Annotated in this window: 24 protein-coding genes; 10 read left to right on the forward strand and 14 right to left on the reverse strand. The window is 74.0% G+C overall.

Annotation, left to right across the window (positions count from 1 at the left end):
- The 4 genes from EAH89_RS06370 to EAH89_RS06385 form a co-directional block, all read left to right on the forward strand.
- On the forward strand, positions 1 to 575 hold a 575-nt coding region (locus EAH89_RS06370), incomplete at its 5' end, for a murein hydrolase activator EnvC family protein (protein WP_140881969.1).
- A gap of 118 nt (positions 576 to 693) precedes the next feature.
- The gene (locus EAH89_RS06375) at positions 694 to 2,181 is read left to right on the forward strand and encodes a S41 family peptidase (RefSeq protein ID WP_140881970.1); all 1,488 of its coding nucleotides are present in this window, start codon (positions 694 to 696) and stop codon (positions 2,179 to 2,181) included.
- Between the two features lie 39 nt (positions 2,182 to 2,220).
- Entirely contained in the window at positions 2,221 to 3,387 is a 1,167-nt protein-coding gene (locus EAH89_RS06380) for a divergent polysaccharide deacetylase family protein (protein WP_140881971.1), read from the forward strand.
- A gap of 1 nt (position 3,388) precedes the next feature.
- The gene (locus EAH89_RS06385; RefSeq protein ID WP_140881972.1) at positions 3,389 to 3,880 is read left to right on the forward strand and encodes an RNA pyrophosphohydrolase; all 492 of its coding nucleotides are present in this window, start codon (positions 3,389 to 3,391) and stop codon (positions 3,878 to 3,880) included.
- Here the strand turns inward: EAH89_RS06385 and EAH89_RS06390 are convergent, their stop codons facing one another.
- The 7 genes from EAH89_RS06390 to EAH89_RS06420 all read right to left on the reverse strand — a co-directional run bounded on the left by EAH89_RS06390 (position 3,881) and on the right by EAH89_RS06420 (position 11,060).
- Positions 3,881 to 4,990: an endo-1,4-beta-xylanase gene (locus EAH89_RS06390; RefSeq protein WP_241666885.1), complete on the reverse strand. Its 1,110-nt coding sequence runs from the start codon at positions 4,988 to 4,990 to the stop codon at positions 3,881 to 3,883.
- Positions 4,991 to 4,992: 2 nt separating this feature from the next.
- The gene (locus EAH89_RS06395) at positions 4,993 to 5,847 is read right to left on the reverse strand and encodes a ferritin-like domain-containing protein (protein WP_140881973.1); all 855 of its coding nucleotides are present in this window, start codon (positions 5,845 to 5,847) and stop codon (positions 4,993 to 4,995) included.
- A 329-nt stretch (positions 5,848 to 6,176) separates the two neighbouring features.
- Positions 6,177 to 6,587 (reverse strand): ATP synthase F1 subunit epsilon, encoded by a 411-nt coding sequence (gene atpC, locus EAH89_RS06400; RefSeq protein ID WP_140881974.1) that lies wholly within the window; start codon positions 6,585 to 6,587, stop codon positions 6,177 to 6,179.
- Between the two features lie 4 nt (positions 6,588 to 6,591).
- Entirely contained in the window at positions 6,592 to 8,019 is a 1,428-nt protein-coding gene (gene atpD / locus EAH89_RS06405; RefSeq protein ID WP_140881975.1) for a F0F1 ATP synthase subunit beta, read from the reverse strand.
- A gap of 13 nt (positions 8,020 to 8,032) precedes the next feature.
- Positions 8,033 to 8,917: a F0F1 ATP synthase subunit gamma gene (locus EAH89_RS06410; RefSeq protein ID WP_140881976.1), complete on the reverse strand. Its 885-nt coding sequence runs from the start codon at positions 8,915 to 8,917 to the stop codon at positions 8,033 to 8,035.
- 23 nt (positions 8,918 to 8,940) lie between these two features.
- Positions 8,941 to 10,473 carry a F0F1 ATP synthase subunit alpha gene (atpA, locus tag EAH89_RS06415; RefSeq protein WP_140881977.1) on the reverse strand — a complete coding sequence of 511 codons (1,533 nt, stop codon included), beginning with the start codon at positions 10,471 to 10,473 and terminating at the stop codon, positions 8,941 to 8,943.
- Positions 10,474 to 10,475: 2 nt separating this feature from the next.
- Positions 10,476 to 11,060, reverse strand: coding sequence for a F0F1 ATP synthase subunit delta (locus EAH89_RS06420; protein WP_140881978.1), 585 nt, complete (start codon positions 11,058 to 11,060; stop codon positions 10,476 to 10,478).
- 336 nt (positions 11,061 to 11,396) lie between these two features.
- On the opposite strand from EAH89_RS06420, the gene EAH89_RS06425 reads away from it, so the two are divergent.
- Together EAH89_RS06425 and EAH89_RS06430 are read left to right on the forward strand one after the other, a co-directional pair.
- Positions 11,397 to 11,639, forward strand: coding sequence for a hypothetical protein (locus tag EAH89_RS06425; RefSeq protein WP_140881979.1), 243 nt, complete (start codon positions 11,397 to 11,399; stop codon positions 11,637 to 11,639).
- A gap of 4 nt (positions 11,640 to 11,643) precedes the next feature.
- Positions 11,644 to 11,904 carry a hypothetical protein gene (locus EAH89_RS06430; protein WP_140881980.1) on the forward strand — a complete coding sequence of 87 codons (261 nt, stop codon included), beginning with the start codon at positions 11,644 to 11,646 and terminating at the stop codon, positions 11,902 to 11,904.
- 45 nt (positions 11,905 to 11,949) lie between these two features.
- Here EAH89_RS06430 and EAH89_RS33010 read toward each other — a convergent pair whose 3' ends face one another.
- Positions 11,950 to 12,540 (reverse strand): ComEA family DNA-binding protein, encoded by a 591-nt coding sequence (locus EAH89_RS33010; protein WP_140881981.1) that lies wholly within the window; start codon positions 12,538 to 12,540, stop codon positions 11,950 to 11,952.
- Between the two features lie 107 nt (positions 12,541 to 12,647).
- Positions 12,648 to 14,975 carry a primosomal protein N' gene (locus EAH89_RS06440; RefSeq protein WP_206667473.1) on the reverse strand — a complete coding sequence of 776 codons (2,328 nt, stop codon included), beginning with the start codon at positions 14,973 to 14,975 and terminating at the stop codon, positions 12,648 to 12,650.
- Between the two features lie 60 nt (positions 14,976 to 15,035).
- On the opposite strand from EAH89_RS06440, the gene fsa reads away from it, so the two are divergent.
- Positions 15,036 to 15,692 (forward strand): fructose-6-phosphate aldolase, encoded by a 657-nt coding sequence (fsa, locus tag EAH89_RS06445; protein WP_140881982.1) that lies wholly within the window; start codon positions 15,036 to 15,038, stop codon positions 15,690 to 15,692.
- A 39-nt stretch (positions 15,693 to 15,731) separates the two neighbouring features.
- Here the strand turns inward: fsa and EAH89_RS06450 are convergent, their stop codons facing one another.
- The 5 genes from EAH89_RS06450 to EAH89_RS06470 form a co-directional block, all read right to left on the reverse strand.
- Positions 15,732 to 16,160 carry a cupin domain-containing protein gene (locus EAH89_RS06450; protein ID WP_241666886.1) on the reverse strand — a complete coding sequence of 143 codons (429 nt, stop codon included), beginning with the start codon at positions 16,158 to 16,160 and terminating at the stop codon, positions 15,732 to 15,734.
- A gap of 69 nt (positions 16,161 to 16,229) precedes the next feature.
- Entirely contained in the window at positions 16,230 to 16,898 is a 669-nt protein-coding gene (locus tag EAH89_RS06455) for an orotate phosphoribosyltransferase (protein WP_140881983.1), read from the reverse strand.
- Positions 16,895 to 18,166: a Zn-dependent hydrolase gene (locus tag EAH89_RS06460; RefSeq protein WP_241666887.1), complete on the reverse strand. Its 1,272-nt coding sequence runs from the start codon at positions 18,164 to 18,166 to the stop codon at positions 16,895 to 16,897. Before EAH89_RS06460 ends, EAH89_RS06455 begins: the two co-directional genes overlap by 4 nt.
- On the reverse strand, positions 18,163 to 19,125 hold the full coding sequence (locus EAH89_RS06465) for a dihydroorotate dehydrogenase (RefSeq protein ID WP_140881984.1): 963 nt from the start codon (positions 19,123 to 19,125) through the stop codon (positions 18,163 to 18,165). The genes EAH89_RS06460 and EAH89_RS06465 overlap by 4 nt, the downstream gene beginning before the upstream one ends.
- A 10-nt stretch (positions 19,126 to 19,135) precedes the next feature.
- Entirely contained in the window at positions 19,136 to 19,948 is an 813-nt protein-coding gene (locus EAH89_RS06470; RefSeq protein ID WP_140881985.1) for a dihydroorotate dehydrogenase electron transfer subunit, read from the reverse strand.
- 143 nt (positions 19,949 to 20,091) lie between these two features.
- On the opposite strand from EAH89_RS06470, the gene EAH89_RS32450 reads away from it, so the two are divergent.
- From EAH89_RS32450 to EAH89_RS06485, 3 genes are all read left to right on the forward strand, one after another.
- The gene (locus tag EAH89_RS32450; RefSeq protein WP_140881986.1) at positions 20,092 to 20,742 is read left to right on the forward strand and encodes a hypothetical protein; all 651 of its coding nucleotides are present in this window, start codon (positions 20,092 to 20,094) and stop codon (positions 20,740 to 20,742) included.
- Complete coding sequence (locus EAH89_RS06480) at positions 20,739 to 21,635, forward strand: tyrosine recombinase XerC (protein WP_408906285.1); 897 nt, start codon at positions 20,739 to 20,741, stop codon at positions 21,633 to 21,635. The genes EAH89_RS32450 and EAH89_RS06480 overlap by 4 nt, the downstream gene beginning before the upstream one ends.
- Positions 21,636 to 21,703: 68 nt before the next feature.
- Positions 21,704 to 22,666: a tripartite tricarboxylate transporter substrate binding protein gene (locus EAH89_RS06485; protein ID WP_140881987.1), complete on the forward strand. Its 963-nt coding sequence runs from the start codon at positions 21,704 to 21,706 to the stop codon at positions 22,664 to 22,666.
- Positions 22,667 to 22,681 lie beyond the last annotated feature (15 nt).

Below are 22,681 nucleotides of genomic sequence, written 5' to 3' on the forward strand. Positions count from 1 at the left end.
CCGAGGCGCGCGAGGCCGCCCGCGCCGCCCGTGCCCGCGAGGCGGGCGCCCGGGACGCGGCGCAGCGCGAGCGCGCCGCCCAGGACAGGGCTGCCCAGGAGCGCGCCGCCCGCGACCTGCGCGAGGCCGACCGGGCCGCCGAGCGCGCGCGGGCCAGCCTGGAGGACGCCCGCGAGCGGGCCCGCGAGGCCGCGACGACCACCCGCCCCACCCGCTCCGCCCCCGTCGCCGGCACGGTCCAGCGCGACTTCGGCGAGGGCGGCGCGAACGGCCAGACCTGGTCCGCGAGCCCCGGCGCGCGGGTGGTCAGCCCCTGCGGCGGCCGGGTCGTCTTCGCCGGGCCGTTCCGTTCCTACGGACGGATGTTGATTGTCGATTGCGGCGGCGGATACCATTTCGTCCTGGCCGGTCTCGACCGGCTGGACGCGGAGCCCGGGCAGCGCGTTCTGGCGGGCGAGGCGGTGGGAACACTTGGTAACCCCGGGGGATCTGGCGGGGGCCGCGCGTCGCTCTACCTTGAATTGCGGCGCGCCGGCCAGCCGGTGGACCCTGGGAACTGGACGAGCCGCGGCTAGGACCCCGGCCCCGGCGCATGCCGGGATCGGGGACGGGTCGGTAACCGTTGGGCAAGGCGCCCCGCGGCAATATGAAGGAGCCGCCGCGGCGCGCCGCGGCAGAAAGGGTGTCTGACCGATGCAAAATGCTGCCGGACCGTCGGACACGCCACCGGTTCCGCAAGGACTGGCCCCGCAAGGACCGGCTCCGCAAGGACCCGCGCCGGCGAAGCGGACGCGCCTGCGGATCCTGGGCCCGGTCGCCGCCGCCTTCACCGCGGGCGTGGTGATCGGCCCCGTGGTCGCGGCCTGGGCCCAGGACGGGTCCCGGGCCGAGACCTACCGCCTGCTGAACCTCTTCGGCGATGTCTTCGAGCGCGTGCGCGCCGAGTACGTGGAGCCCGTCAACGACCGCGACGTGATCGAGAACGCGATCAACGGGATGCTCCAGGGCCTCGACCCCCACTCCTCCTACATGAACCTCCGCAGCTTCCGGGACATGCAGGTCCAGACCCGCGGCGAGTTCGGCGGCCTCGGGATCGAGGTCAGCCAGGAGGCGGGCTACGTGAAGGTGATCTCGCCGATCGACGAGACCCCCGCGGCGCGGGCCGGCGTGAAGCCCGGCGACCTCATCACCCACATCAACAACACCACCACCCAGGGCCTGACCCTGCAGGAGGCGGTGGACCAGATGCGGGGCGAGCGCGGCAGCAGCATCCGCCTGACCATCCGCCGCGAGGGCACGGCCACCCCGATCGAGATCTCCCTCACCCGCGACGTGATCCGCCCGCAGGTGGTCCGCGCGCGGCTGGAGGGCGGCGACGTCGCCTATATCCGCCTCACCTCCTTCAACGAGCAGACCGAGGTCGGCCTGCGCCGGGCGCTCGCCAACCTGCGGACGCAGTCGCGGGACGGGCTGAAGGGCCTCGTGCTCGACCTCCGCAACAACCCCGGCGGCCTGCTCGACCAGGCCATCCAGGTCTCGGACGACTTCCTCGACCAGGGCGAGATCGTCTCCACCCGCGCCCGCCGCCCCGAGGACGCGCAGCGCTGGAACGCGCGCGCGGGCGACATCGCCCAGGGGCTGCCGGTCGTCGTGCTGGTCAACGCCGGCTCGGCCTCCGCCTCCGAGATCGTGGCGGGGGCGCTGCAGGACCACCGGCGCGCGATCGTCATGGGGGTCAAGAGCTTCGGCAAGGGCTCGGTGCAGACCGTCATGCCGCTGCCGGGCAACGGCGCCATCCGGCTGACCACGGCGCGCTACTACACGCCGTCGGGCCGCTCCATCCAGGCGACGGGCATCGAGCCCGACATCGAGGTGCTCGCCCAGCGCGAGGACGCCGTCCAGAACCGCGAGCGCGACCGGGAGGCCGACCTGCGGCGGGCGCTGCGCAACGACAACGGTGGCACCGCCGGCGCGGCGACCGGCGTGAACGCCCGCCCGCCCGCGCCCCTGCCGCCGCTGAACCTGCCGGCCGGCGCGGTGGACCGCGTGCAGCGCCTGCCGGCCGAGGGCGCCCCCGCCTTCGACCCGACGAAGCCCGAGACCGACCACCAGCTCCAGCAGGCGGTCGGGCTGCTGCGGACCATCGCGGCCAACCCGCCGCAGCGCCGCGCCAGCCGCTGAGCGCACCCATGGGGGATGGGGGGACGCCGTAGGCCACGCATGAGGGCACTCGGCGTCTTCTGGCTGGCCGTGCTGGCCCTGCTCGGCGCGGGCGCCGCCGTCCTGCACGGACTGGGGCCGCCGGAGGGCGGCATCCCGCCCGGCCTGGTGCGCGCGCCCGAGCCGTCCGCCGCCACGGCGGAAGCGCCGGCGCCCGCCCCGGAACCCGCTCCCGAGCCCCCCGCCGCGCGTGCCGAGGCCGCGCCGCCGGCACCGGCCACCCCGACTGCCGAGCCCCCCGCGGCCCGCCCGGCGGAGCCGCCGGCCGCGCCCGACGCGGCAGCCCTGGTGGCCCTGCCCAGCGCGCCGGAGCCCCCGCCCCTGCCCAGCGCCGCCCGCCGCGCCGAGGCGCCGCCCGACCGTCCCATCCCGCTTCCAGACCCCGCCCTGCAGGAGCCCTCGCGCTACGGCCCCGTGCCGAAGCTCGGGCCGGAGGGCCGCACCTCCATCCGCGCCTATGGCCGCCCCTTCGACCGCGGCGAGACCCGCCCGCGCGTGGCGCTGGTGGTGGGCAACCTCGGCCTCTCCGCCTCGCTCTCCGAGGAGGCGATCGGGCGCCTGCCGCCGGCGACTGGCCTTGCCTTCTCCCCCTACGCGCCCCGCCCCGACCCCCTGCTGGAGCGCGCCCGCCTGCGCGGCATGGAGGTGCTAACGGCCATCCCGATGGAGCCCGCCAACTACCCCGCCAACGACCCCGGCGACCGCGCGCTGCTGACCACCCTGCCGGCCTCGGAGAACGGCGATCGCCTCGCCTGGATCATGTCGCGCATCGGCGGGCAGGTGGGGGCCATCGGCGCCCTCGGCCCCATGCGGGGGGAGCGCTTTGCGGCGTTGCCCGAATCGATCGGCGGCGTGCAGGACGTGCTGCGGGAGCGGGGGCTCCTCTACATCGACCCCCGCCCGGGCGCCCCCTCTCCCGGCCGCGCCTGGGGCCGGAGCGTGGACGTGGTGGTGGACGAGCCCGCCACCCGCGGCGAGATCGACCGACGCCTGGCCGACCTCGAGCGGCTGGCGCGGGAGAAGGGCTCGGCGCTGGGCCTGGCCGCCGACGTCTCGCCCGTGCTGGTGGACCGCGTCGCCGCCTGGGCGGCCGGGCTGGAGGCGCGGGGCGTGGTCATGGCCCCTGTCACCGCCCTCATCCGACGCCCCGAGGAGATCCCCCGCTAGGATGAGCCCGCTGCCGTTGCGCCCGAATGTCGGCGCCTGCCTGTTCAACCGCGACGGCCTCGTCCTCGTCGCCCGCCGCGCCGACCAGCCGGCGGGCGAGGCGGCCGCGGGCGCCTGGCAGCTTCCCCAGGGCGGGCTTGACCCCGGCGAGGACCCGGAGGCGGCCGTGCTGCGCGAGCTGTCCGAGGAGATCGGCACGCGCAACGCCCGGGTGATAGGCCGGATGGGGGAGTGGCTCGACTACGACCTGCCGGCCCATCTCGTCGGCAAGGCGCTCGGGGGCCGCTTCCGGGGGCAGACGCAGATGTGGTTCGCGCTGCGCTTCCTCGGCGAGGACGCCGAGATCCGGCTCGACGCCGACGCGCACCGGGAGTTCGACGCCTGGCGCTGGGCGCCGCTGGCCGAGCTGCCGGCCCTCGCCGTGGCCTTCCGCCGCCCGATCTACGAGCGGCTCGCGCGGGACTTCGCGCCCTACGCGGTGCCCGGCGCCTGATCAGGCATTCGCGAAGGCGCGGGCCATGGCGCGCCACATCGCCTTGCGGTTGTAGTCGCCATCCAGCGGCAGGCCGCGGTGCCGCTTGCCGTCGCGCCGCGCGACCGCCGGCTCGGTGACGAGCCAGGAGTACCGGTCCACCAGGCCCCAGGTGAGGAAGGTCCGCACCCCGCCCGCGATGGCCGCCTCCAGGAAGGCGGCGGCGCGCTCGGCCACCAGCTGGTCCCGCGCCGGCTCGTCCTCCGGCACGGCCGGGCCCTCGCGGATGTCGAGCTCCGTGACGATCACCGAGAGGCCCTCCGCCCGCAGCGCGCCCACGAAGCCCGTGAAGACCGGGACGCTGAAGGGGCGGAGCATCTGCAGGTGCGCCTGGATGCCGACCGCGTCGATCGGCACCCGGCGCCGGACCATGCCGCGGACGAGCGAGAGCAGGCGGCGCCGCTTCTCCTCGGCCCAGGGCGTGTCCTCCTCCACGCCGTACTCGTTCAGCACGAGACGAAGCGTGGGGTCCTGCTCGCGGGCCAGGCGGAAGGCCGTGTCGATGTAGGAGGGACCGAGGGCGCGGAGGAAGGGCGTGTCGCGCAGTTCCCCCTCGGCCTGGGGCGTGTCGCTGCCGGGCGCGTCGGCCACGGCCTCGTTCACCACGTCCCAGTCGCGGATCCGCAGCCGGGTGGTGGCGAGGACGCGCGCGACGTGGGCGGCCATGACGGCGCGCGCGCGGGCCGGCCCCTCCGCGACCGCCTCCCGCGCCCAGGCGGGGAAGGCCTCGTGCCAGACGAGCGCGTGCCCGCGGGTGGGGCGGCCGCGCGGCGTGCCCCAGTCGAGGATGGCGTCGAGGAGGGCGAAGTCGAAGGCGCCCTCCCGCGGCTGCAGGACGGACCACTTGGCCTCGAACTCCGGCACCAGCAGCCCGGCCTCCCGCTCGAAGGCGGCGGCGTAGGACGGGTCCGTGGCGAGAAGCCCGCCCTGCACCGCCGCGCCGAAGGTGAAGCCCTTCGCGCGCGCGATCGCGTGCAGCCCGGCCTCCGGTGCCGGCTGCGCGCGGGCGCGCCCCGCCAGGGCCGCGCCGAGCCCCGCGCCGAGGAAAGGGCGTCGGAAGACCGGCGGCACGCTCAGGCGGCGCGGCGGGCCGGGGCGTTCTCGTTCGCGGCGCCCGCGGCCTGGGCGTACTTGCTCCGGCGCCACTGCAGCAGCTTCCAGGCGCCCTTGGCCGCGAGGTCCGAGAGGCGCCCGCGCGGCTCCAGCCCGATGGACTTGAAGATCATGCCCATGCCGCGCTCGATGTGGCGGAATCGGTAGTAGGACATCGACCGCCCCATGTAGCCGCGCATGCAGCGGTCGTGGTCGTAGGGCAGAGTCGCCGGCTCGTTGCCGCAGTGATAGGCGAAGGCGAGCTCGTCGTCCTCGGACTCGCCGATCCGCCCGGCCGCGACCCGCAGGCGCTGCGGGAAGGAGAGCTTCTCCCGCGCGAGGTAGCGCTTCATGTGGTCGTAGAAGAGCTTGAAGTGCCGGTACTCGTCGGCCGCGATCAGGCGGCAGACCTGGCGGAGGACCGGCTCCTCCGTGCTCTCGCCGAGCGCCGTGTAGTAGGAGGAGGTGCCCGTCTCCACCATGCAGCGCGCGATCAGCTCCCCTGTGCGCGAGCCGCGGATGGAGGCGTCGGCCTTCACGTCGATCTTGTAGCCGGCGCGGTAGCGGGCGAAGGCCTCGTCGAAGGACCAGCCGGGATCGGCCATCTCCGCCCAGCGGCCGAGGGCGTCGCCGTGCTGGACCTCCTCCACCGCCCAGTTGTCGGCGGCCTGGCGGAAGTCGGGATCGCCGGTGAAGACGTTGTTGAGGTAGATCGCGTAGTCCACCCCGTTCTTCTCGACGAGCGCCGCGGCCTTCACGAGCGACAGGATGCCGGGATCGACCTTCGAGGGGTCGAAGGCGTCCCAGGCGATCTGGTCGAGGGTCCAGTGCTTCATCGATCGGTGGCCTCGCGCAAGGGAAGGGCGTGCGGTCCCATTTGCCGGTCCGGGGGGGCCGCTTTCAAGCCCCGCGGGCATCTTATCGGACGCCGGCCGCGCTCGCCGGCGCGTCCCTCCTCCGTTGGCCCGCGGTGGAGCCAAGGATCGACGGGCTGATCCTCGGCAGCGGCTTCCTCCGGACATGGCGGTGGGCGCCGGCTGGCGGAACGGAAAATGCCCGCGCACCATCCGGATGCGCGGGCAAACCATGCCTCGGAAATTTTCGCGGTGGGCACCGCGGACGACAAGTTGGGCTAGGAAATCCGCCGCTTCGTCCGCGGGCTCCGCTAGGCCGCCTGGGCGGCGTCCTGCATCGCGCGGGCGGCCATCAGCCGGTCGCTCGCGCGATCCCGGATCTCCGGGGCGTCGTTGGCGGCGGCGGCCAGCGCGGCCTCCGCCTCCGTCACGCGCTGCGCGGCCGTGGTGCGGGAGAGCGAGGCGAGCGGCGTCGCCTCGTCCGCCAGCACCGTCACGCGGCCCGGCGTGATCTCGGCGAAGCCACCCATGATGAACAGGCTCTCCGTCTCGCGCCCGCCCTCGGTCACGCGGATGACGCCGCCCCGGAGGGCGACGATCATCGGCGCGTGGCCGGGCAGCACGCCCATCTCGCCCTCATAGGCCGGGATGACCGCCATCTCGACGGGGCGCGAGAGGAGCAGGCGCTCCGGGCTCACCAGCTCGAGGTCGAAGGTGGCCATGGGATCAGGCCGAGACCTTGAGGGTGTCGGCCTTCTTCACGGCCTCCTCGATGGTGCCGACCATGTAGAAGGCGGCCTCGGGGAGGTGGTCGTAGTCGCCGGCCACGATGCCCGCGAAGGAGCGGATCGTGTCCTCGAGCTTCACGAAGACGCCCGGCGTGCCCGTGAAGACCTCGGCCACGTGGAAGGGCTGGGAGAGGAAGCGCTGGATCTTGCGCGCGCGCGCCACGACCAGCTTGTCCTCCTCGGACAGCTCGTCCATGCCCAGGATCGCGATGATGTCCTGCAGCGACTTGTAGGTCTGCAGGATGCGCTGCGTCTCGCGGGCCACGCGGTAGTGCTCCTCGCCCACCACGCGCGGGTCGAGGGCGCGGGAGGTGGAGTCCAGCGGGTCCACGGCGGGGAAGATGCCGAGCTCGGCGATGGAGCGGTTGAGCACCGTCGTCGCGTCAAGGTGCGCGAAGGAGGTGGCCGGCGCCGGGTCGGTCAGGTCGTCCGCGGGGACGTAGATCGCCTGCACCGAGGTGATCGAGCCCTTCTTGGTCGAGGTGATCCGCTCCTGCAGCGCGCCCATGTCGGTAGCCAGCGTCGGCTGGTAGCCCACCGCGGAGGGGATGCGGCCCAGCAGCGCCGACACCTCGGCGCCCGCCTGGGTGAAGCGGAAGATGTTGTCGATGAAGAAGAGCACGTCCTGGCCCTGCTCGTCGCGGAAGTACTCCGCCATCGAGAGACCCGAGAGGGCGACGCGGGCGCGGGCGCCCGGCGGCTCGTTCATCTGGCCGTAGACGAGCGCGACCTTCGAGCCGGCGGTGTCGCTCTCGCCGAGCTTGATGACGCCGGCGTCGATCATCTCGTGGTAGAGGTCGTTGCCCTCGCGCGTGCGCTCGCCGACACCGGCGAAGACCGACACGCCGCCATGGCCCTTGGCGATGTTGTTGATCAGCTCCTGGATCGTCACCGTCTTGCCGACGCCGGCGCCGCCGAAGAGGCCGATCTTGCCGCCCTTGGAGTAGGGCGCGAGGAGGTCGATCACCTTGATGCCGGTGACGAGAACCTCGGCACTCGTCGACTGGTCCTCGAAGGAGGGGGCGGCGCGGTGGATCGTGTAGGTCTTGTCGTGCGGGACGGGGCCGCGCTCGTCGATCGGCTCGCCGATGACGTTCACGATGCGGCCAAGCGTGCCCTCGCCGACGGGCACGGAGATGCCCTTGCCCTGGTCCACCACCTCGGAGCCGCGGACGAGGCCGTCCGTGGTGTCCATGGCGATGGCGCGCACGGTGCGCTCGCCGAGGTGCTGCGCGACCTCGAGCACGAGGGTGCGGTCGCCGATCTGGGTGGTGAGCGCGTTGAGGATCTGCGGCAGCTCGGCGGGGAACTGCACGTCCACCACGGCGCCGAGCACCTGGGTGACCTTGCCGACGTTGTTCTTCATGGCATTGGTTCCTTCAGACAGCCTCGGCACCGGAGATGATCTCGATCAGCTCCCGGGTGATGTTGGCCTGTCGCGTGCGGTTGTAGTTGAGCGTCAGCCTGTTGATCATGTCGCCGGCGTTGCGGGTGGCGTTGTCCATCGCGGTCATCTGGCTTCCGTAGAAGCCGGCCGCGCTTTCCAGCAGCGCGCGGTAGATCTGGATGGCGAGGTTCTTCGGCAGCAGCGCCGAGAGAAGCTCTTCCTCGCCCGGCTCGTACTCGTAGAGCGCCTGGGAACCCTCGGCCGTGCCGGGGTCGTTCGCGGGAAGCGGCGCCGGGATCAGGCGCTGCTCGCTCGCCACCTGGCTGATGACGCTCTGGAAGCGGTTGTAGACCAGCGAGCAGACGTCGAACTCGCCCGCCTCGAGCATCGCGGTGATGCGGGTGGCGATCTCGTCGGCCTGCTCGAAGCCGATGCGCTTGACGTTGGCGTAGCTGATCTCGCCCACCACGCGGCTGGCGAACTCGCGCTTGAGGTAGGTCGCGCCCTTGCGGCCCACGGTCAGCAGCTTCACCGTCTTGCCCTCGGCCTCCAGCGCGCGGATGCGGGCGCGCGCGAAGCGGCCGGCATTCGTGTTGAAGGCGCCCGAGAGCCCGCGCTCGGCGGTGACGACGATCAGGAGGTGGACCTGGTCGCGCCCCGTGCCGATGAGCATCCTCGGCGCGTCGGGGCTGCCCACCACGGCCGCGCCCAGGGAGGCGAGCATGCGCTCCATCCGCTGGGCGTAGGGCCGCGCCGCCTCGGCCTGCGCCTGGGCACGGCGCAGCTTGGCGGCGGCGACCATCTTCATCGCCTGCGTGATCTTGCGGGTCGACTTCACGCTGTTGATGCGACCGCGCAGGTCCTTGAGGCTGGCCATGGGGGTGCTCCGCTACTCCCGGGTCAGCCGAAGGACTTGGCGAAGCCGTCGAGGAAGCCGGCTAGGGCCTTGTCGTTTTCGCCCGTGATCTGGCCGCTGGTGCGGATGCTCTCCAGGATCTCCGGCTTGGCCGCCTTCAGCTCGCCCAGCATGCGGCGCTCGAACTCGCCCACCTGGTTCACGGGCACCTTGTCCAGGTAGCCGCGCGTGCCGGCGAAGATCGACACCACCTGCTCCTCGACCGGCACCGGTGCGTACTGGGGCTGCTTCAGCAGCTCGGTCAGCCGCGCGCCGCGGGCGAGCAGCGCCTGGGTGGAGGCGTCGAGGTCGGAGGCGAACTGCGCGAAGGCCGCCATCTCGCGGTACTGCGCCAGCTCGAGCTTGATCTTGCCGGCGACCTGCTTCATCGCCTTGATCTGGGCGGCGGAGCCGACGCGGGACACTGAGAGGCCGACGTTCACGGCCGGGCGGATGCCGCGGAAGAACAGCTCGGTCTCGAGGAAGATCTGCCCGTCGGTGATCGAGATCACGTTCGTCGGGATATAGGCGGACACGTCGCCCGCCTGCGTCTCGATCACGGGAAGCGCGGTCAGCGAGCCGAGGCCGGCCTCCTCGCCCATCTTCGCCGCGCGCTCGAGCAGGCGGGAGTGCAGGTAGAAGACGTCGCCCGGATAGGCCTCGCGGCCCGGCGGGCGGCGCAGCAGGAGGGACATCTGGCGGTAGGCGACGGCCTGCTTGGAGAGGTCGTCGTAGAAGATGACCGCGTGCATGCCGTTGTCGCGGAAGTACTCGCCCATGGTGCAGCCCGTGTAGGGCGCGAGGAACTGCATGGGCGCGGGGTCGGAGGCCGTGGCCGCCACGACGATGGAGTACTCCATCGCGCCGCGCTCCTCGAGGGTGCGGACGAGCTGGGCGACGGTGGAGCGCTTCTGGCCGATCGCGACGTAAATGCAATAGAGCTTCTTGCTCTCGTCGGTGCCGGCGTTGATCGTCTTCTGGTTGAGGATCGTGTCGATGATGACGGCGGTCTTGCCGGTCTGACGGTCGCCGATCACCAGCTCGCGCTGGCCGCGGCCGATCGGGATCAGGCTGTCGATCGCCTTGATGCCGGTCTGCATCGGCTCGTGCACGGACTTGCGGGGAATGATCCCCGGCGCCTTCACCTCGACGCGGCTCCGCGTCACGTCGACCAGCGGGCCCTTGCCGTCGATCGGGTTGCCCAGGCCGTCGACCACGCGGCCGAGCAGGCCGCGGCCCACCGGCACGTCCACGATGGTGCCCGTGCGGGAGACCGTGTCGCCCTCGCGGATGCGCGTGTCGTCGCCGAAGATCACGACGCCGACGTTGTCGCTCTCGAGGTTCAGCGCCATGCCGCGCACGCCGGCGGAGGGGAACTCCACCATCTCGCCGGCCATGACGTTCTGCAGGCCGTAGCAACGGGCGATGCCGTCGCCGACCGTCAGCACGGTGCCCACCTCGGCCACGTTGGCGTCGGTGTCGAAGCCAGCGATCTGCTGCTTCAGGATGTCCGAAATCTCTGCGGGACGAATGTCCATGGTCAGGCGGCCCCCTTCATGGCGTAGCTCAGGCGCTGGAGCCTGGACTTGATGGATGTGTCGTAGAGGCGGGACCCGATCTTGACGATCAGGCCGCCCAGGATGGACGGGTCCACTGTCTCGGACAGGCGGACGTTCGAGTACCCGGCCTCGGTGAGGCGGGCGGCGATCTGGGTGCGCTGGGTGTTGCTCAGCGGGTGGGCGGTGATCACCTCCGCCGCCTGCTGGCCACGCTGCTCGGCGAGCAGCGTGTCGAAGGCCGACAGCACCTGCGGCAGGATGGCGAGGCGCCGGTTGGCGATCATCACGCCGAGGAGGTTGCGCACGTCGCCCGAGACGCCCGCGCGGTCGAGCACGGAGAAGGTGGCGTTGCGCTGGGCCACGGCGTCCAGGCGCGGGTCGGCGATGAAGGCGCGGAAGCCGGGATCGTCGCGGGCGAGGGTCGCGAGGTTCTCGACGTCGGTCGCGACGGCGTCCACCGTCTTCTTGTCCTTGGCCAGGTCCAGCAGGGCGAGCGCGTAGCGCTGGGCCGCACCGCCGATCTGCGGCGCGGAAGTCTGGACGTTGGCGGCTGCTTCGGAGGCCACTGGCAATCCCGTTCGAGGGTTGGTGAAGACCCGGCGGCCCGTTGCGGTCCCGTCCCGGGGAGGCGTAGCGGGCCTGCGCGAAGGCCCCGGGGAATCCCCCGGGCGTCGGCGCGCGCCCCTTAACACGGTGCAATGCGGGGCGGCAACCGCCCTGCGCCCGCGCCATGCGCGCCGCGCCGCCCTTCTATGGGGACGCCGACCGGCCAGGGGAAGCCGCCGAAGGAGGGCGCCGATGGAACCTTGGGCGGGTCTGCCGCGCTCTATGCTGGACCGGTAACGCCGCGGGTCGCGGCGCGATCCCGGCCCACACGAGAGCCTCGACAGGAGGAGCCAGCGATGGACAAGGACCGCACGGACCAGAAGCAGGACAAGGAAACCGGCGACTGGGTGTCCGACCTCAGGCCCGGCGCCACCGCCGACGCCAAGGTGGACAAGGGCGTCGAGGACACCTTTCCGGCCTCCGACCCCGCCCCCAAGACCGGCGCCACGGGCTTCATCTCGCCCAGCGGCAAGGACACGGCGAAGGCCGCCGATCAGGGGCAGGGCCAGCCCGGCACGACCGCCGGCGGCAAGCCCTGATCCCATGGGCGCGCGCGTCGGGCCCGGGCGGCCGGAAGGCGATGAGGCCCGCGAGGGTCCGGGCTGGAAGCCCGGTCTCCAGCCCGGGACCGGGCGCGGGTCGGAGCTGGACGAGGGGCTGAAGGACGGGGAGGTCACCGACCCCGCCCTTCGCTCCCCCCTCCCCGGCTTCGTCGATCAGGCGGACGCGGTCGAGGAGGCGATCGAGGGCTCGGGCGTGTCGGAGGCCCGCAACGCCGTCGAGGACCTGCCGCGGCAGGGCTGAGGCGCCCGCCGGTCAGGCCCAGCGGCGCCCCATCAACGACTCACATCAACGAAGCGTGATCGCCGGGCGGATGCGGTCGAAGGCGGCCTGAGGCACCCCGCCCTTGCTCACGAGTTCCTCCGGCCGCGCGTAGGGCCGGCCCCGGATGATGGCGTCGGCCCGCGCGTCGCCGATCCCGGGCAGCGTGCTCACCATGTCCCGCTTCGTCGCCGTGTTGACGTTCACTTGGACAGTCGTGATGCGGCCCCGCAGGTCGCTGATCACGGAGGCGGGCACGCTCGCCTTCGAGACCACCTCCTCCGCTGAGCGGTAGGGCCGGTGGGTGACGATGGCGGCCGCCCGCGAGGGACCGATGCCCGGCAGGAGCTGCAGTTCCTCGACGGTGGCGAGGTTGAGGTCGATGGCCGCCTGCCCCGGTGCCGGCGGGCCGAGCGTGCGGGGCGGCGGGGGCGCCGGGCGGACGGCCTGCCCCGGCTGGCCGCCGGGCGCGTTGCCCGGCGTCCCGTAGGGCGATCCCTGCGTCCCGCCCTGGCCACCGCCCGGAGTCCCCCCCTGGGGCATCTGCGCCCCGGCCGGCAGGGCCAGGGCAGGCAGGGCCAGCAGGCCGAGGAGCAGGCCCTTCGTCAGAAACCGCATCGGTCACCCTTTCGATCTTCCACACAGGCCGGCCGTGGGCCTTCCTCCCCTCAGGCTAGGAGCGGCGCGCGGCGCGGCGAAGGGGGTTCCGCGGGGTCGGCGATCACTTAAAGGAAGCTGACGGGATCCACGTCCACCTGCACGCGCACGGCGTTGGGCACCTCCACCCGCGACAGCCACTCCCGCAGCAGCGGCTGCACCGCCACGTCCCGCCGCGCCTTCAGTAGCAGCCGGCGCCGGTGCCGGCCGCGCAGCATCGACAGCGGCGCGGGGGCCGGGCCGAGGACCTGCACCCCCTCCCCGCCCGGCGCCGCGAGGCCGAGGTCGCGCGCCACGCGGTCCGCCGCGCGCTCGTCCTCCGAGCTGACGATCAGCGCCGCAAGGCGCCCGAAGGGCGGCCAGCCGCCGGGGCGCCGCGCCTCCGCCTCCTCCGCCATGAAGGCCTCGAGGTTGCCGGAGACGAGCGCCTGCATGACGGGGTGGTCGGGGTTCCAGGATTGCAGCAGCACCCGCCCGGGGCTTTCCGCACGGCCGGCGCGGCCGGAGACCTGGTGGAGAAGCTGCACCGTCCGCTCCGCCGCCCGCAGGTCCCCGCCCGCGAGGCCGAGGTCGGCGTCCACGACGCCCACGAGCGTCAGGTGCGCGAAGTGCCAGCCCTTGGCGACGATCTGCGTGCCGATGAGGAGGTCCACCTCCCGGTCCTGGATCATCCGCGCGGCCTCGGCCGCCGCGGCGGGGCCGGGGATGGTGTCGGAGGCCATGACGAGGCGCCGCGCGTCGGGGAAGAGGACGGAGGCCTCCTCCTGCACCCGCTCCACGCCTGGCCCGATGGCCGTCAGGCTGCCCTCGGCGCCGCATTCCGGGCAGTGCGGAGGAATGGGCTCGGCATGGCCGCAGTGGTGGCACTGCAGCCGCCGCTGCGCGCGGTGCTCCACCAGCCAGGCCGTGCAGTTCGGGCAGCGGATGCGGTGGCCGCAGGCGCGGCAGAGTGTCATCGGCGCGTAGCCGCGGCGGTTGAGGAACAGCATCGCCTGCTCCCCCCGCGCCAGGGTCTCGGTGATCGCCTCGATCAGGGGCGGCGAGATGAAGCGGCCGCGCTCGGGCGGGACCTTGCGCAGGTCCAGCACCGTCACCTCCGGCAGCCCGGCGCTGCCATGGCGGCGTGGCAGGTTCTGGGCGGCGTAGCGGCCCTGCTCCGCGTTGGTCAGCGTCTCCAGGCTCGGTGTCGCGGACACGAGGACGCAGGTGGCGCCCGCCATGCGCGCCCGCACCACGGCCATGTCGCGGGCGTGGTAGATGACGCCGTCCTCCTGCTTGAAGGCGGTCTCGTGCTCCTCGTCGACGATGATGAGGCCGAGGTCCGGGAAGGGCAGGAAGAGGGCGCTGCGGGCGCCCACCAGCACCGGCGCCTCCCCGTCGGCCACGGCCCGCCAGGTGGCGCGGCGCAGGCGGCCGGAGAGCTCGGAGTGCCAGATGGCGGGGGCGCAGCCGAAGCGCTCCTTGAAGCGGTCCAGCCATTGGGAGGAGAGCGCGATCTCCGGCAGCAGCACCAGTGCCTGTCGCCCCTGCCGCAGGCACTCGGCCACGGCGTCCAGGTAGACCTCCGTCTTGCCCGAGCCGGTGACACCCGCCAGCAGCGTCACGCCGAAGGCGCGCGTGGCAACGGAGGCGCGCAGCCCCGCCGCCGCCGTCTCCTGCTCCTCCGCGAGGGACGGGCCGGGATGGTCCGGGTCCGGCCGCGCGAAGCTGCGGGGGCGCGGGAGGAGGGCGGGCTCGATCAGCCCCTGGTCGGCCAGGCCGCGCAGCACGCCGGTCGAGACCTCGGCCTCGTCGGCGATGTCGGCGCCGGCGCGGGGCTCGCCGGGCTCCATCACGTCCAGCACGCGGCGGCGCTGGGGGGTCAGGCGGTAGCCGGGCGCGCCGCCCTGGGCGAGCTCGCCCGCGGCCGAGAGCTTCCACCCCGCCTGCTGCCCCGCCGGCTCCAGCGCGGCGGGCACGGACATGGCCATGCGCAGCACCGCGCCCGGCGGCGCGAGGGTATAGGCCGAGACCCACTCGACGAAGCGGCGCAGGCTCTCCCTCATGGGCGGCGCGGGCAGCACGCCGAGGATGTCCCTCAGCCGCCCCTCGGCCAGCCCCGCGTCGGGCTCGCCGTCCCAGACCACGCCCAGCAGCTCCCGCCCCCCCAGCGGGACCGCGACAAAGCTGCCCGGCTCCGGCAGCGGGGTGCCGACCGGCACGCGGTAGTCGTAGGCGCCGCCCCCCGCGCCATCGAGCGGAATGGGCAGCAGCACGCGCACGCGGCGGGACGGCGGCCCGGCCGGCGCCGCGCGCCGCTTGCCCTTCGCGGTGGCGGGCGGGGCGGCGACAAGGCCGTCCCCGAACAATCCGCCATCGGGAGTTGCACCCTTGCTGCTGGACTCCACCCCGGTCATCGCTATTGATCCGCCCTCGACGACCGTGAAACGCCGCCCGCGGCACCCAGGACCCGTATCATGAAATTCTTCGTGGACACCGCCGAAGTCTCCGAGATCCGCGCCCTCGCCGAGAGCGGGCTGCTCGACGGCGTCACCACCAACCCCTCCCTGATCGCCAAGTCCGGCCGCCCGATGGCCGAGGTGATCAAGGAGATCTGCGACATCACCCCCGGCCCCGTCTCCGCCGAGGTCACCGCCACCGATTACGACGGCATGATGCGCGAGGGCGAGCACCTCGGGCGCATCGCGGGGAACGTCGTCATCAAGCTGCCGCTGACCGAGGCGGGGCTGCGCGCATGCAAACATATGGTGAACAACGGGGTCATGGTCAACGTGACCCTCTGCTTCTCCGCGGCCCAGGCGCTGCTCGCGGCCAAGGCCGGCGCCACCTACATCTCCCCCTTCGTCGGGCGGCTGGACGATATCGGCCAGGACGGCATGACGCTGATCGCGGACACCGTGCAGATCTACAAGAACTACGACGCGATCCGGACCGAGGTGCTGGTCGCCTCCATCCGCCACCCCATCCACCTCATCCAGGCCGCGAAGATGGGCGCGCACGTCGCCACCCTGCCGCCCTCGGTGATCAAGTCGCTCTACAAGCACCCGCTGACGGACCGCGGTCTGGAGAGCTTCCTGGCGGACTGGAAGAAGACGGGCCAGTCGATCCTCTGACCGGGACGCCGCCGCAGCCGGGGGCAGCCTCCCCGGCCGTCAGGCCGCCGGCCCGGGCACCGGCACCAGCCCGTGGCGCCGCATGACCTCGCCCATCCGGGCCGGGTCCGGCGCGCCGCCCGCGACCAGGGCCGCCAGTTCCTGGAAATAGCCCGGCCCGAGCACGCCCGGGGTGAGGATGCAGAGGCAGGTCGCCGCCTCCTCCGTGCTGTTCTGGAAGCCGTGCACGGCGCCGCGCGGGATGAAGAGGGACTCGCCGGGACCGAGGTCGACCTCGCGGCCCGCCAGCGTCCAGCGGGTCACGCCCGAGAGGCCGAGGATCGTTTCGTCCCAGCTCTCGTGGTAATGCGGCACGGGCATCCGGGCGTTCGGCTGGATCGTCATCTCGAAGAGGCCGAGCGCGCCGCCCGTCCCCTCCTTCGTCTGCCGGAACCGCAGTTCCAGGCCGCCGAGCCGGATGGTGTCCACGCGTGGCCTCCTTCGGTTGAACGGCCCGGCGGGTCAATCCGGGCCAGGCGATGACGGGCGCGGCCCGGGCTAGAGCGGGGGCTTCAGCAGCGTCGCCCGCCCGCCATGGGCCGCGGACCAGCCGATCGGGTCCGCGAGGAACCGCTCCAGCAGCGCCCGGTCCTCCGCCGGCAGCGCTCCCTCCCCCCCGGCGTCCAGGACGTCGCGCCAGCTCGCCAGCGCGACGAGGTTCAGCCCCAGCTTCTCCATCCGCTCGGCGCCGCCCGGAAAGGTGCCGTGCCGGAAGAGGCAGAGCGCGTCCTCCACCACCGCCCCCGCCGAGCGAAGCCCGCGGGCGAAGGCGACCTTGCTGCCGCCGTCGGTCATCAGGTCGTCCACCAGCAGCACCCGCATCCCCTCGACCGGCCCGCCCTCCACCTGGGCGTTGCGGCCGATGCCCAAGGGGCGCTTGCGGACGTAGCGGAGCGGCAGGTCCAGCGCCTCGGCCATCCAGGCGGCCCAGGGGATGCCGGCGGTCTCCGCCCCCGCGATCGCCTCCGGCGGCGCGACGAAGGCGGCGCGGACCGCCTCCACCGCCAGCGCGGTCGCGGCCCGGCGCAGGCGGGGCTCGCCCACCAGCAGCCGGCAGTCGACATAGGCGGGGCTGGCCCAGCCGGCGGCGAGGATGAAGGGCTGGCCGTGGCTGACGCGGACGGCGCCGCCCTCCAGCAGCAGGCGCGCCAGGGCGGCGCCGCTCACGCCGCGGCCTCCCGCAGGCTGCGCTCGAGAAGCTCGGCGCCGATGAGGAAGTCCTCCATCTCCATGGCCTCCGCGGGGTTGTGGGAGCCGTGCTGGTTGCGGACGAAGATCATCGCGCTCGGGATTCCCGCCTGCGCGAAGACCGCGGCGTCGTGGCCGGCGCCGCTCGGGATGGGCTCGTCGGGCAGGCCCATGGCGCGCAGCCCCGCGCGCAGCCGCTCGATCCAGCCCTCGTCCATTTGGGCGGGCGCGGAGTCCAGCCGCCGGTCGAGGCGGAACTCCACCCCCCGCTCCTCCCCGATCCCCGCGCATTCCGAGAGGAAGAGGTCGTAGAAGGCCTCCAGCGTCTCGATGCTCTGGCTGCGCGCCTCCATGGAGAAGCGCAGCCGGCCGGGGATGCGCGCCAGCGCGTGCTCGGCGGGGTCCGTGCCGATGATGCCGGAGGTCACCACCAGGTCCCGCCCGCGCTCGAGCAGGGTCCGCCAGTGGCGGTCGAGCCGCGTGATCAGCTCGGCGGTGGCGAAGACCGCGTCGTGGCGCAGCCAGCGCGGGATGGTGCCGGAATGCCCGGCCTCGCCGAGGCACTCGATGGCGCGGTGGCGGATGTTGCCCCGGATGCCCGTGACGATGGCCACCGGCAGGTTGCGCGCGACGAGCACCGGCCCCTGCTCGATATGGATCTCGAGCCAGGCGGCGAGGCTGGCGGGGTCCAGCAGCCGCTCCCCCCGCGCCACGCGCCCGACGTCCACGCCCGCCTCCCGCATGCAGTCGGCCAGCGGACGGCCGGTGACGACGTGGGGCGTCGCCAGGTCCTCGGCCGAGAGGCGGCCGAAGAGGGCAGCGGAGCCCATGTAGGCGCGCCCGAACCAGGCGCTCTCCTCCCCCCGCAGGGCGTAGAGCGCGATGCCCCGCCGCGGCGCGAAGCCCTCCGCCCGGAAGCGCGAGAGCGCCATGAGGCCCGCGACCACCCCCGCCGCCCCGTCGAAGTTCCCGCCCTGGGGCACGGAATCGAGGTGCGAGCCGCAGGCGATGACCGGCAGGGAGGGATCGCTTCCCGGCAGGGTGACGACGAGGTTGGCGCCGGCGTCCCGATGCGTCCCCAGCCCCCCGGCGCGGGCCTCGGCTTCCACGATGTCGAGCGCGAGGGACTCGCCCGCGCCGTAGCTCTCCCGCGTGATGCCGACGCCGTCGCCCGTGGCCTCGCGCAGCCGCTCGAACACTCGCTCGGCGAGCGCGCGGCCCGCCGGGGGGGCCAGCGTCGCGCTCACGGCCCGGGCTCCAGGGACGCAACCTCCGCCCACTCGATCTCGGCCTCGTCCGCCTCCTCCCGCCGGATGGCGCCGGTGAGGTCCGCGACGCGCGCGATGCCGCGCCCGGCGCAGAAGCGGGCGAGGCCCTCGATCACCGCCTCCATGGCGCCAGGATGGAGGAAGGTCGCGGTGCCGACCTGAACGGCCGTGGCGCCGGCCACCATGTACTCCGCCGCGTCCTCGGCCGTGGCGATGCCGCCGCAGCCGATGACGGGCAGGCGGACGGCGCGGGCGCACTGGTAGACCTGGCGCAGCACGATTGGCTTGATCGCGGGGCCCGAGAGCCCGCCCATCACGTTGCCCAGCCGCGGGCGGAAGGTGGCGAGGTCCACGGACATGGCGAGGATGGTGTTGGCCACCACCAGCGCGTCCGCCCCCGCGGCCTCGGCGGCGCGGGCGACCTCCGGCACGTCGCCCGTGTTGGGCGTGAGCTTCGCCCAGAGCGGAAGCGCCGTCGCGGCGCGCAGCCGTCGGATCACGGCCTCCGTCGATTCCGCCCGCATGGCGAAGGCGCGGCCGTCCTCCTCGATGTTGGGGCAGGAGATGTTCGCCTCGATGGCGGCCACGCCGGGCACCGAGACCTCGGCCGCCAGCGCCGCGAAGCCCTCGGCCGTCGGCGCGGAGATGCTCACCACGAGCGGCGGCGCGAAGGCCCGCAGCGCCGGCAGCGTGTGCTCGAGGAAATAGGGCACGCCCTTGGAGGGGATGCCGATCGCGTTCAGCATCCCGCCGGGCGTTTCCGCCACGCGGGGCAGCGGGTTGCCGGCGCGGAGCTCCCGCGTGATCGTCTTGGTCACCAGCGCGCCGAGCGCGTCGAGGTCGGCGGCGAGCGCCAGCCCCTCGGCGAAGGTGCCCGAGGCCGGCATCACGGGGTTGGCGAGCACGAGGTCGCCGATCCGCACGCTCATCTCGGTCATGCCGCCCTCCTCAGGCCACCGCCTCCCGCATGTCGAAGACCGGGCCGTCCCAGCAGACCCGCTTGTGGACGATGCCGCCATCCTCGTTGAAGTCGCGCACGCAACAGAAACACATGCCCAGCCCGCAGGCCATCTGCTGCTCCAGCGCCACCTGGCCGGGAATGCCGAATTCCCGGCCCAGCCGCTGCTGCACCCGCAGCAGCCGCGCGGAGCCGCAGGTGAGGAAGGCGTCCGCCGCCCCCTCCGCGACCAGGCCGCGCAGCAGGCGCTCGACATGGGCCGGGCCGCTCGTGCCCTCCTGGTCCGTCACCGTGATCACGCGGGCGCCCTCCGCCCGGAACAGGTCCTCCGACACCACGAGCTCCGGCCGGCGGGCGCTGAGGACCGCGGTGACGCCGATACCCGCCGCCCGCGCCGCCCGCGCGATCGGCGCCAGCGTCGCGAGCCCCGCGCCGCGCCCGACCGCCACCACGGACCGCCAGGCGGGGTCGAGCGAGAAGCCGTGGCCGAGCGGGCCCAGGATGTCGAGCGCCTCCCCCGCCGCCAGGGTCGCGAGCCCCCGCGTGCCCGCGCCGGTCACCTTGTAGAGGAACTCCACCGTGTCCCCCGCGGGATCGGCGCCGTAGAGGCTCATTGGCCGCCGCAGGAAGGGCGCCTCGCCGGGCGGCGCCGGGCAGAGGAGCTGGAAGAACTGCCCCGGCCGCGCGCCGGAGGCCGGGGCGCCGGCGCGCAGCACGAGGTGCCGGTACTCGGCGTTCAGCGGCGCGTGCGAGAGCACCTCGGCGCGGAGGGCGGCGACGGGGCGCGGGGAGGGATCGGCCATGGGGCGTCCTTGCGGGAGGCCCCATTTCAGCGCGCCGCGCCGGCCCGCAGAAGCCCCCCCCGCGCGGCGCCGCGCGGGGCGGCGCGCCCAGGGGGCCGAGCGAGGATTCGCCCTTCCCGCCCCGCCCTGGCAAAATGGGGCGGATGACCTTTCCAGCCCCGCAGACGGAGGATGGCCGCGAGGCCGAGGCGGCCCGGGTGGCGGCCTATCTCGCCGCCCATCCCGGCTTCCTCGCCGAGCGGCCCGCCCTCTACCGCGCCCTCCACCCGCCCCGGCGCGTGCACGGGGAGACGCTGGCGGACCACATGGCCGCGCTCCTCGTCGCCGCGCGGGCGGAGACGGGATTGGTCGCGGACGCGGCGCGGCTCGGCCTCGACCTCACCATCCGCTCGGCCACCGCCATCGCGGCGCTGATCGGGGCGGCGGACGTGCTCGGCGTCGTCGCCGCGGAGTGGCCGGCGCTGCTCGGCCTCGAATGCGCGTCGCTGGCCGCCGAGGAGGCCCCCTCCCCCGGCCTCCGCGACCTTCCCGCGGGGAGCGTCGCGCGGCTGACCGAGGGGCGGGAGGTGCTGATGCGCGACCACCCGCCCGAGGCCGCGATCCTCCACGGCGAGGCCCACGCCCTCGTCGTCCGGGACGCCCTGGTGCGCCTCCCCGGCGCGCGGCCGCGCCTCCTCGTCCTCGGCGCGCGGGAGGCCGGGCGCCTGCCCGCGCGGGGCGCCACCGCCTCGCTCCGGCTGCTCGCCCAGGCGCTCGCCCGCGCCCTCGACGGGACGGCCCGGGCCCGGCCGTGATCGCGCCGCTCGCGGCCCGCGAGGCCTTCCTCGACTGGCTCGCGCGCGAGCGTCGCGCCAGCCCGGAGACGGTGGAGGCCTACGGGCGCGACGTCGCCGACCTCCTCGCCTTCCTCTCGGCCCATCACGGGGGCGAGCCGGACCTGGCGGCGCTGCGGCTCGCGGACCTCCGCGCCTTCCTCGCCTACCGGGCGGGGCTCGGCATCGGCGCCGCCTCCCGCGCGCGGCAGCTCTCGGCCCTCAAGACCTTCCTCCGCTTCCTCGTCCGCCGGCACGGGCTGGCGCCGCTGCCGCTGGGCGGGCTGAGCGGGCCGCGCCGCAAGCCGCCCGTGCCCCGCGCCCTGACCGAGGACCAGGCCCGCATCGCGACGCTCGACAGCGCGGAGGACAGCCCGGCCCTCGCCGCGCGGAACACGGCGCTCTTCACGCTTCTCTACGGCTGCGGCCTGCGCATCTCGGAGGCGCTGTCCCTCAACATGCGGGACGCTCCCCGCGCCGGGCTGGGCCTGCGCGTGCTCGGCAAGGGGGGCAAGGAGCGGATCGTGCCCGTGCTGCCGGCGGTGGAGGCCGCCGTGGAGGAATGGCTCCGCCACCGCGGCCCCGCGACCCCCGACGCCCCGCTCTTCACCGGCGCGAAGGGCGGGCGGCTGGACCCGGCGGTCGCCCAGCGGGCGCTGCGCGACCTCCGGCGCCTGGCGGGCCTGCCGGAGCACGCGACGCCCCACGCGCTGCGCCACTCCTTCGCGACCCACCTCCTCGGCGGCGGCGCGGACCTCCGGGCGATCCAGGAGCTGCTCGGCCATGCCAGCCTCTCCACCACCCAGCGCTACACGGGGGTGGACCAGGCGGGGCTGCTCGAGACCTGGCGGCGGGCGCACCCGCGGGCGGACTAGGCGCCGCTTCCCTCCGCCCGCCCGCTCCCCGATACTCCCGGCAACGAAAAAACCCGGGAGGACACCTCGTGAGACTCACCCGCCGCCGCGCCCTCGGCCTGGGCGCCGCCCTCGCCCTTCCGCTGCCCGCCCTCGCCCAGCGCGGCTTCCCCGACAAGGCCATCCGCATGCTCGTGCCCTGGGCGCCGGGCGGGACGACCGACGTGCAGATGCGCGCCGTCTGCGAGCAGGCCGGGCGGCGCCTCGGGCAGTCCGTGATCGTGGAGAACAAGTCCGGCGCCGGCGGCATCCTCGGCGCCCAGGCGCTGCTGAACGAGCGGCCGGACGGCTACACCCTCTCGCAGATGCCGATCAGCGTCTTCCGCGTGCCCTTCATGAGCCCGCGCCCGCCCTTCGACCCGCTGGCGGACTTCACCTACGTCTCGCACCTCACGGGCTACCTCTTCGGCGTGGTGGTGCGGGCCGACGCGCCCTGGGCGGACTTCAACGCCTTCCTGGCGGACGCGAAGGCCAATCCCGGCAAGTTCAACTACGGCACGCCCGGCGTCGGCACCTCGCTGCACATCACCATGGAGCAGGTCGCGACGAAGCGGGACCTGAGCTGGGTCCATGTGCCCTTCCGCGGCGTCTCCGAGAACATGCAGGCGCTGCTCGGCGGCCAGATCCACGCGACGGCCGACAGCTCCGGCTGGGGGCCGCTGGTGGAGGAGGGGCGGCTGCGCCTCCTCGTCACCTGGGGGCCGGAGCGCGCCAAGCGCTTCCCCGCGGTGCCGACCCTGAAGGAGCTCGGCCTGGATATCGTCTCCACCTCCCCCTACGGCGTCGCCGGGCCCAAGGGGATGGACCCCGCCGTCGTGCGGGTGCTGGACGCCGCCTTCCGGGGCGCGGTGGCCGATCCCGCGCACATGGCGGTGCTGGACAAGTTCGACATGCCGCCGATGCCCATGGGTCCGGAGGAGTACACCGCCTTCGTCCGCCGGCAGGTGGAGGAGGAATCGGCGATGATCCGGCGCATGGGGCTGCGGATGTAGCGCCGCAGCCCCCGG

Source organism: Muricoccus nepalensis (genome assembly GCF_006438825.1).
Lineage (GTDB): Bacteria > Pseudomonadota > Alphaproteobacteria > Acetobacterales > Acetobacteraceae > Roseomonas > Roseomonas nepalensis.

What these genes read in the sequence shown, in the direction of transcription:
- fsa (WP_140881982.1), top strand. Translation starts at nt 15,036, where the DNA reads ATGAAATTCTTCGTGGACACCGCCGAAGTCTCCGAGATCCGCGCCCTC.
- EAH89_RS06465 (WP_140881984.1), bottom strand. Translation starts at nt 19,125, where the DNA reads ATGACCGAGATGAGCGTGCGGATCGGCGACCTCGTGCTCGCCAACCCC.
- atpD (WP_140881975.1), bottom strand. Translation starts at nt 8,019, where the DNA reads ATGAAGAACAACGTCGGCAAGGTCACCCAGGTGCTCGGCGCCGTGGTG.
- EAH89_RS06440 (WP_206667473.1), bottom strand. Translation starts at nt 14,975, where the DNA reads ATGACCGGGGTGGAGTCCAGCAGCAAGGGTGCAACTCCCGATGGCGGA.
- EAH89_RS06375 (WP_140881970.1), top strand. Translation starts at nt 694, where the DNA reads ATGCAAAATGCTGCCGGACCGTCGGACACGCCACCGGTTCCGCAAGGA.
- EAH89_RS06425 (WP_140881979.1), top strand. Translation starts at nt 11,397, where the DNA reads ATGGACAAGGACCGCACGGACCAGAAGCAGGACAAGGAAACCGGCGAC.
- EAH89_RS06385 (WP_140881972.1), top strand. Translation starts at nt 3,389, where the DNA reads ATGAGCCCGCTGCCGTTGCGCCCGAATGTCGGCGCCTGCCTGTTCAAC.
- EAH89_RS32450 (WP_140881986.1), top strand. Translation starts at nt 20,092, where the DNA reads ATGACCTTTCCAGCCCCGCAGACGGAGGATGGCCGCGAGGCCGAGGCG.
- EAH89_RS06410 (WP_140881976.1), bottom strand. Translation starts at nt 8,917, where the DNA reads ATGGCCAGCCTCAAGGACCTGCGCGGTCGCATCAACAGCGTGAAGTCG.
- atpA (WP_140881977.1), bottom strand. Translation starts at nt 10,473, where the DNA reads ATGGACATTCGTCCCGCAGAGATTTCGGACATCCTGAAGCAGCAGATC.
- EAH89_RS33010 (WP_140881981.1), bottom strand. Translation starts at nt 12,540, where the DNA reads ATGCGGTTTCTGACGAAGGGCCTGCTCCTCGGCCTGCTGGCCCTGCCT.
- EAH89_RS06380 (WP_140881971.1), top strand. Translation starts at nt 2,221, where the DNA reads ATGAGGGCACTCGGCGTCTTCTGGCTGGCCGTGCTGGCCCTGCTCGGC.
- EAH89_RS06395 (WP_140881973.1), bottom strand. Translation starts at nt 5,847, where the DNA reads ATGAAGCACTGGACCCTCGACCAGATCGCCTGGGACGCCTTCGACCCC.
- atpC (WP_140881974.1), bottom strand. Translation starts at nt 6,587, where the DNA reads ATGGCCACCTTCGACCTCGAGCTGGTGAGCCCGGAGCGCCTGCTCCTC.
- EAH89_RS06430 (WP_140881980.1), top strand. Translation starts at nt 11,644, where the DNA reads ATGGGCGCGCGCGTCGGGCCCGGGCGGCCGGAAGGCGATGAGGCCCGC.
- EAH89_RS06470 (WP_140881985.1), bottom strand. Translation starts at nt 19,948, where the DNA reads ATGGCCGATCCCTCCCCGCGCCCCGTCGCCGCCCTCCGCGCCGAGGTG.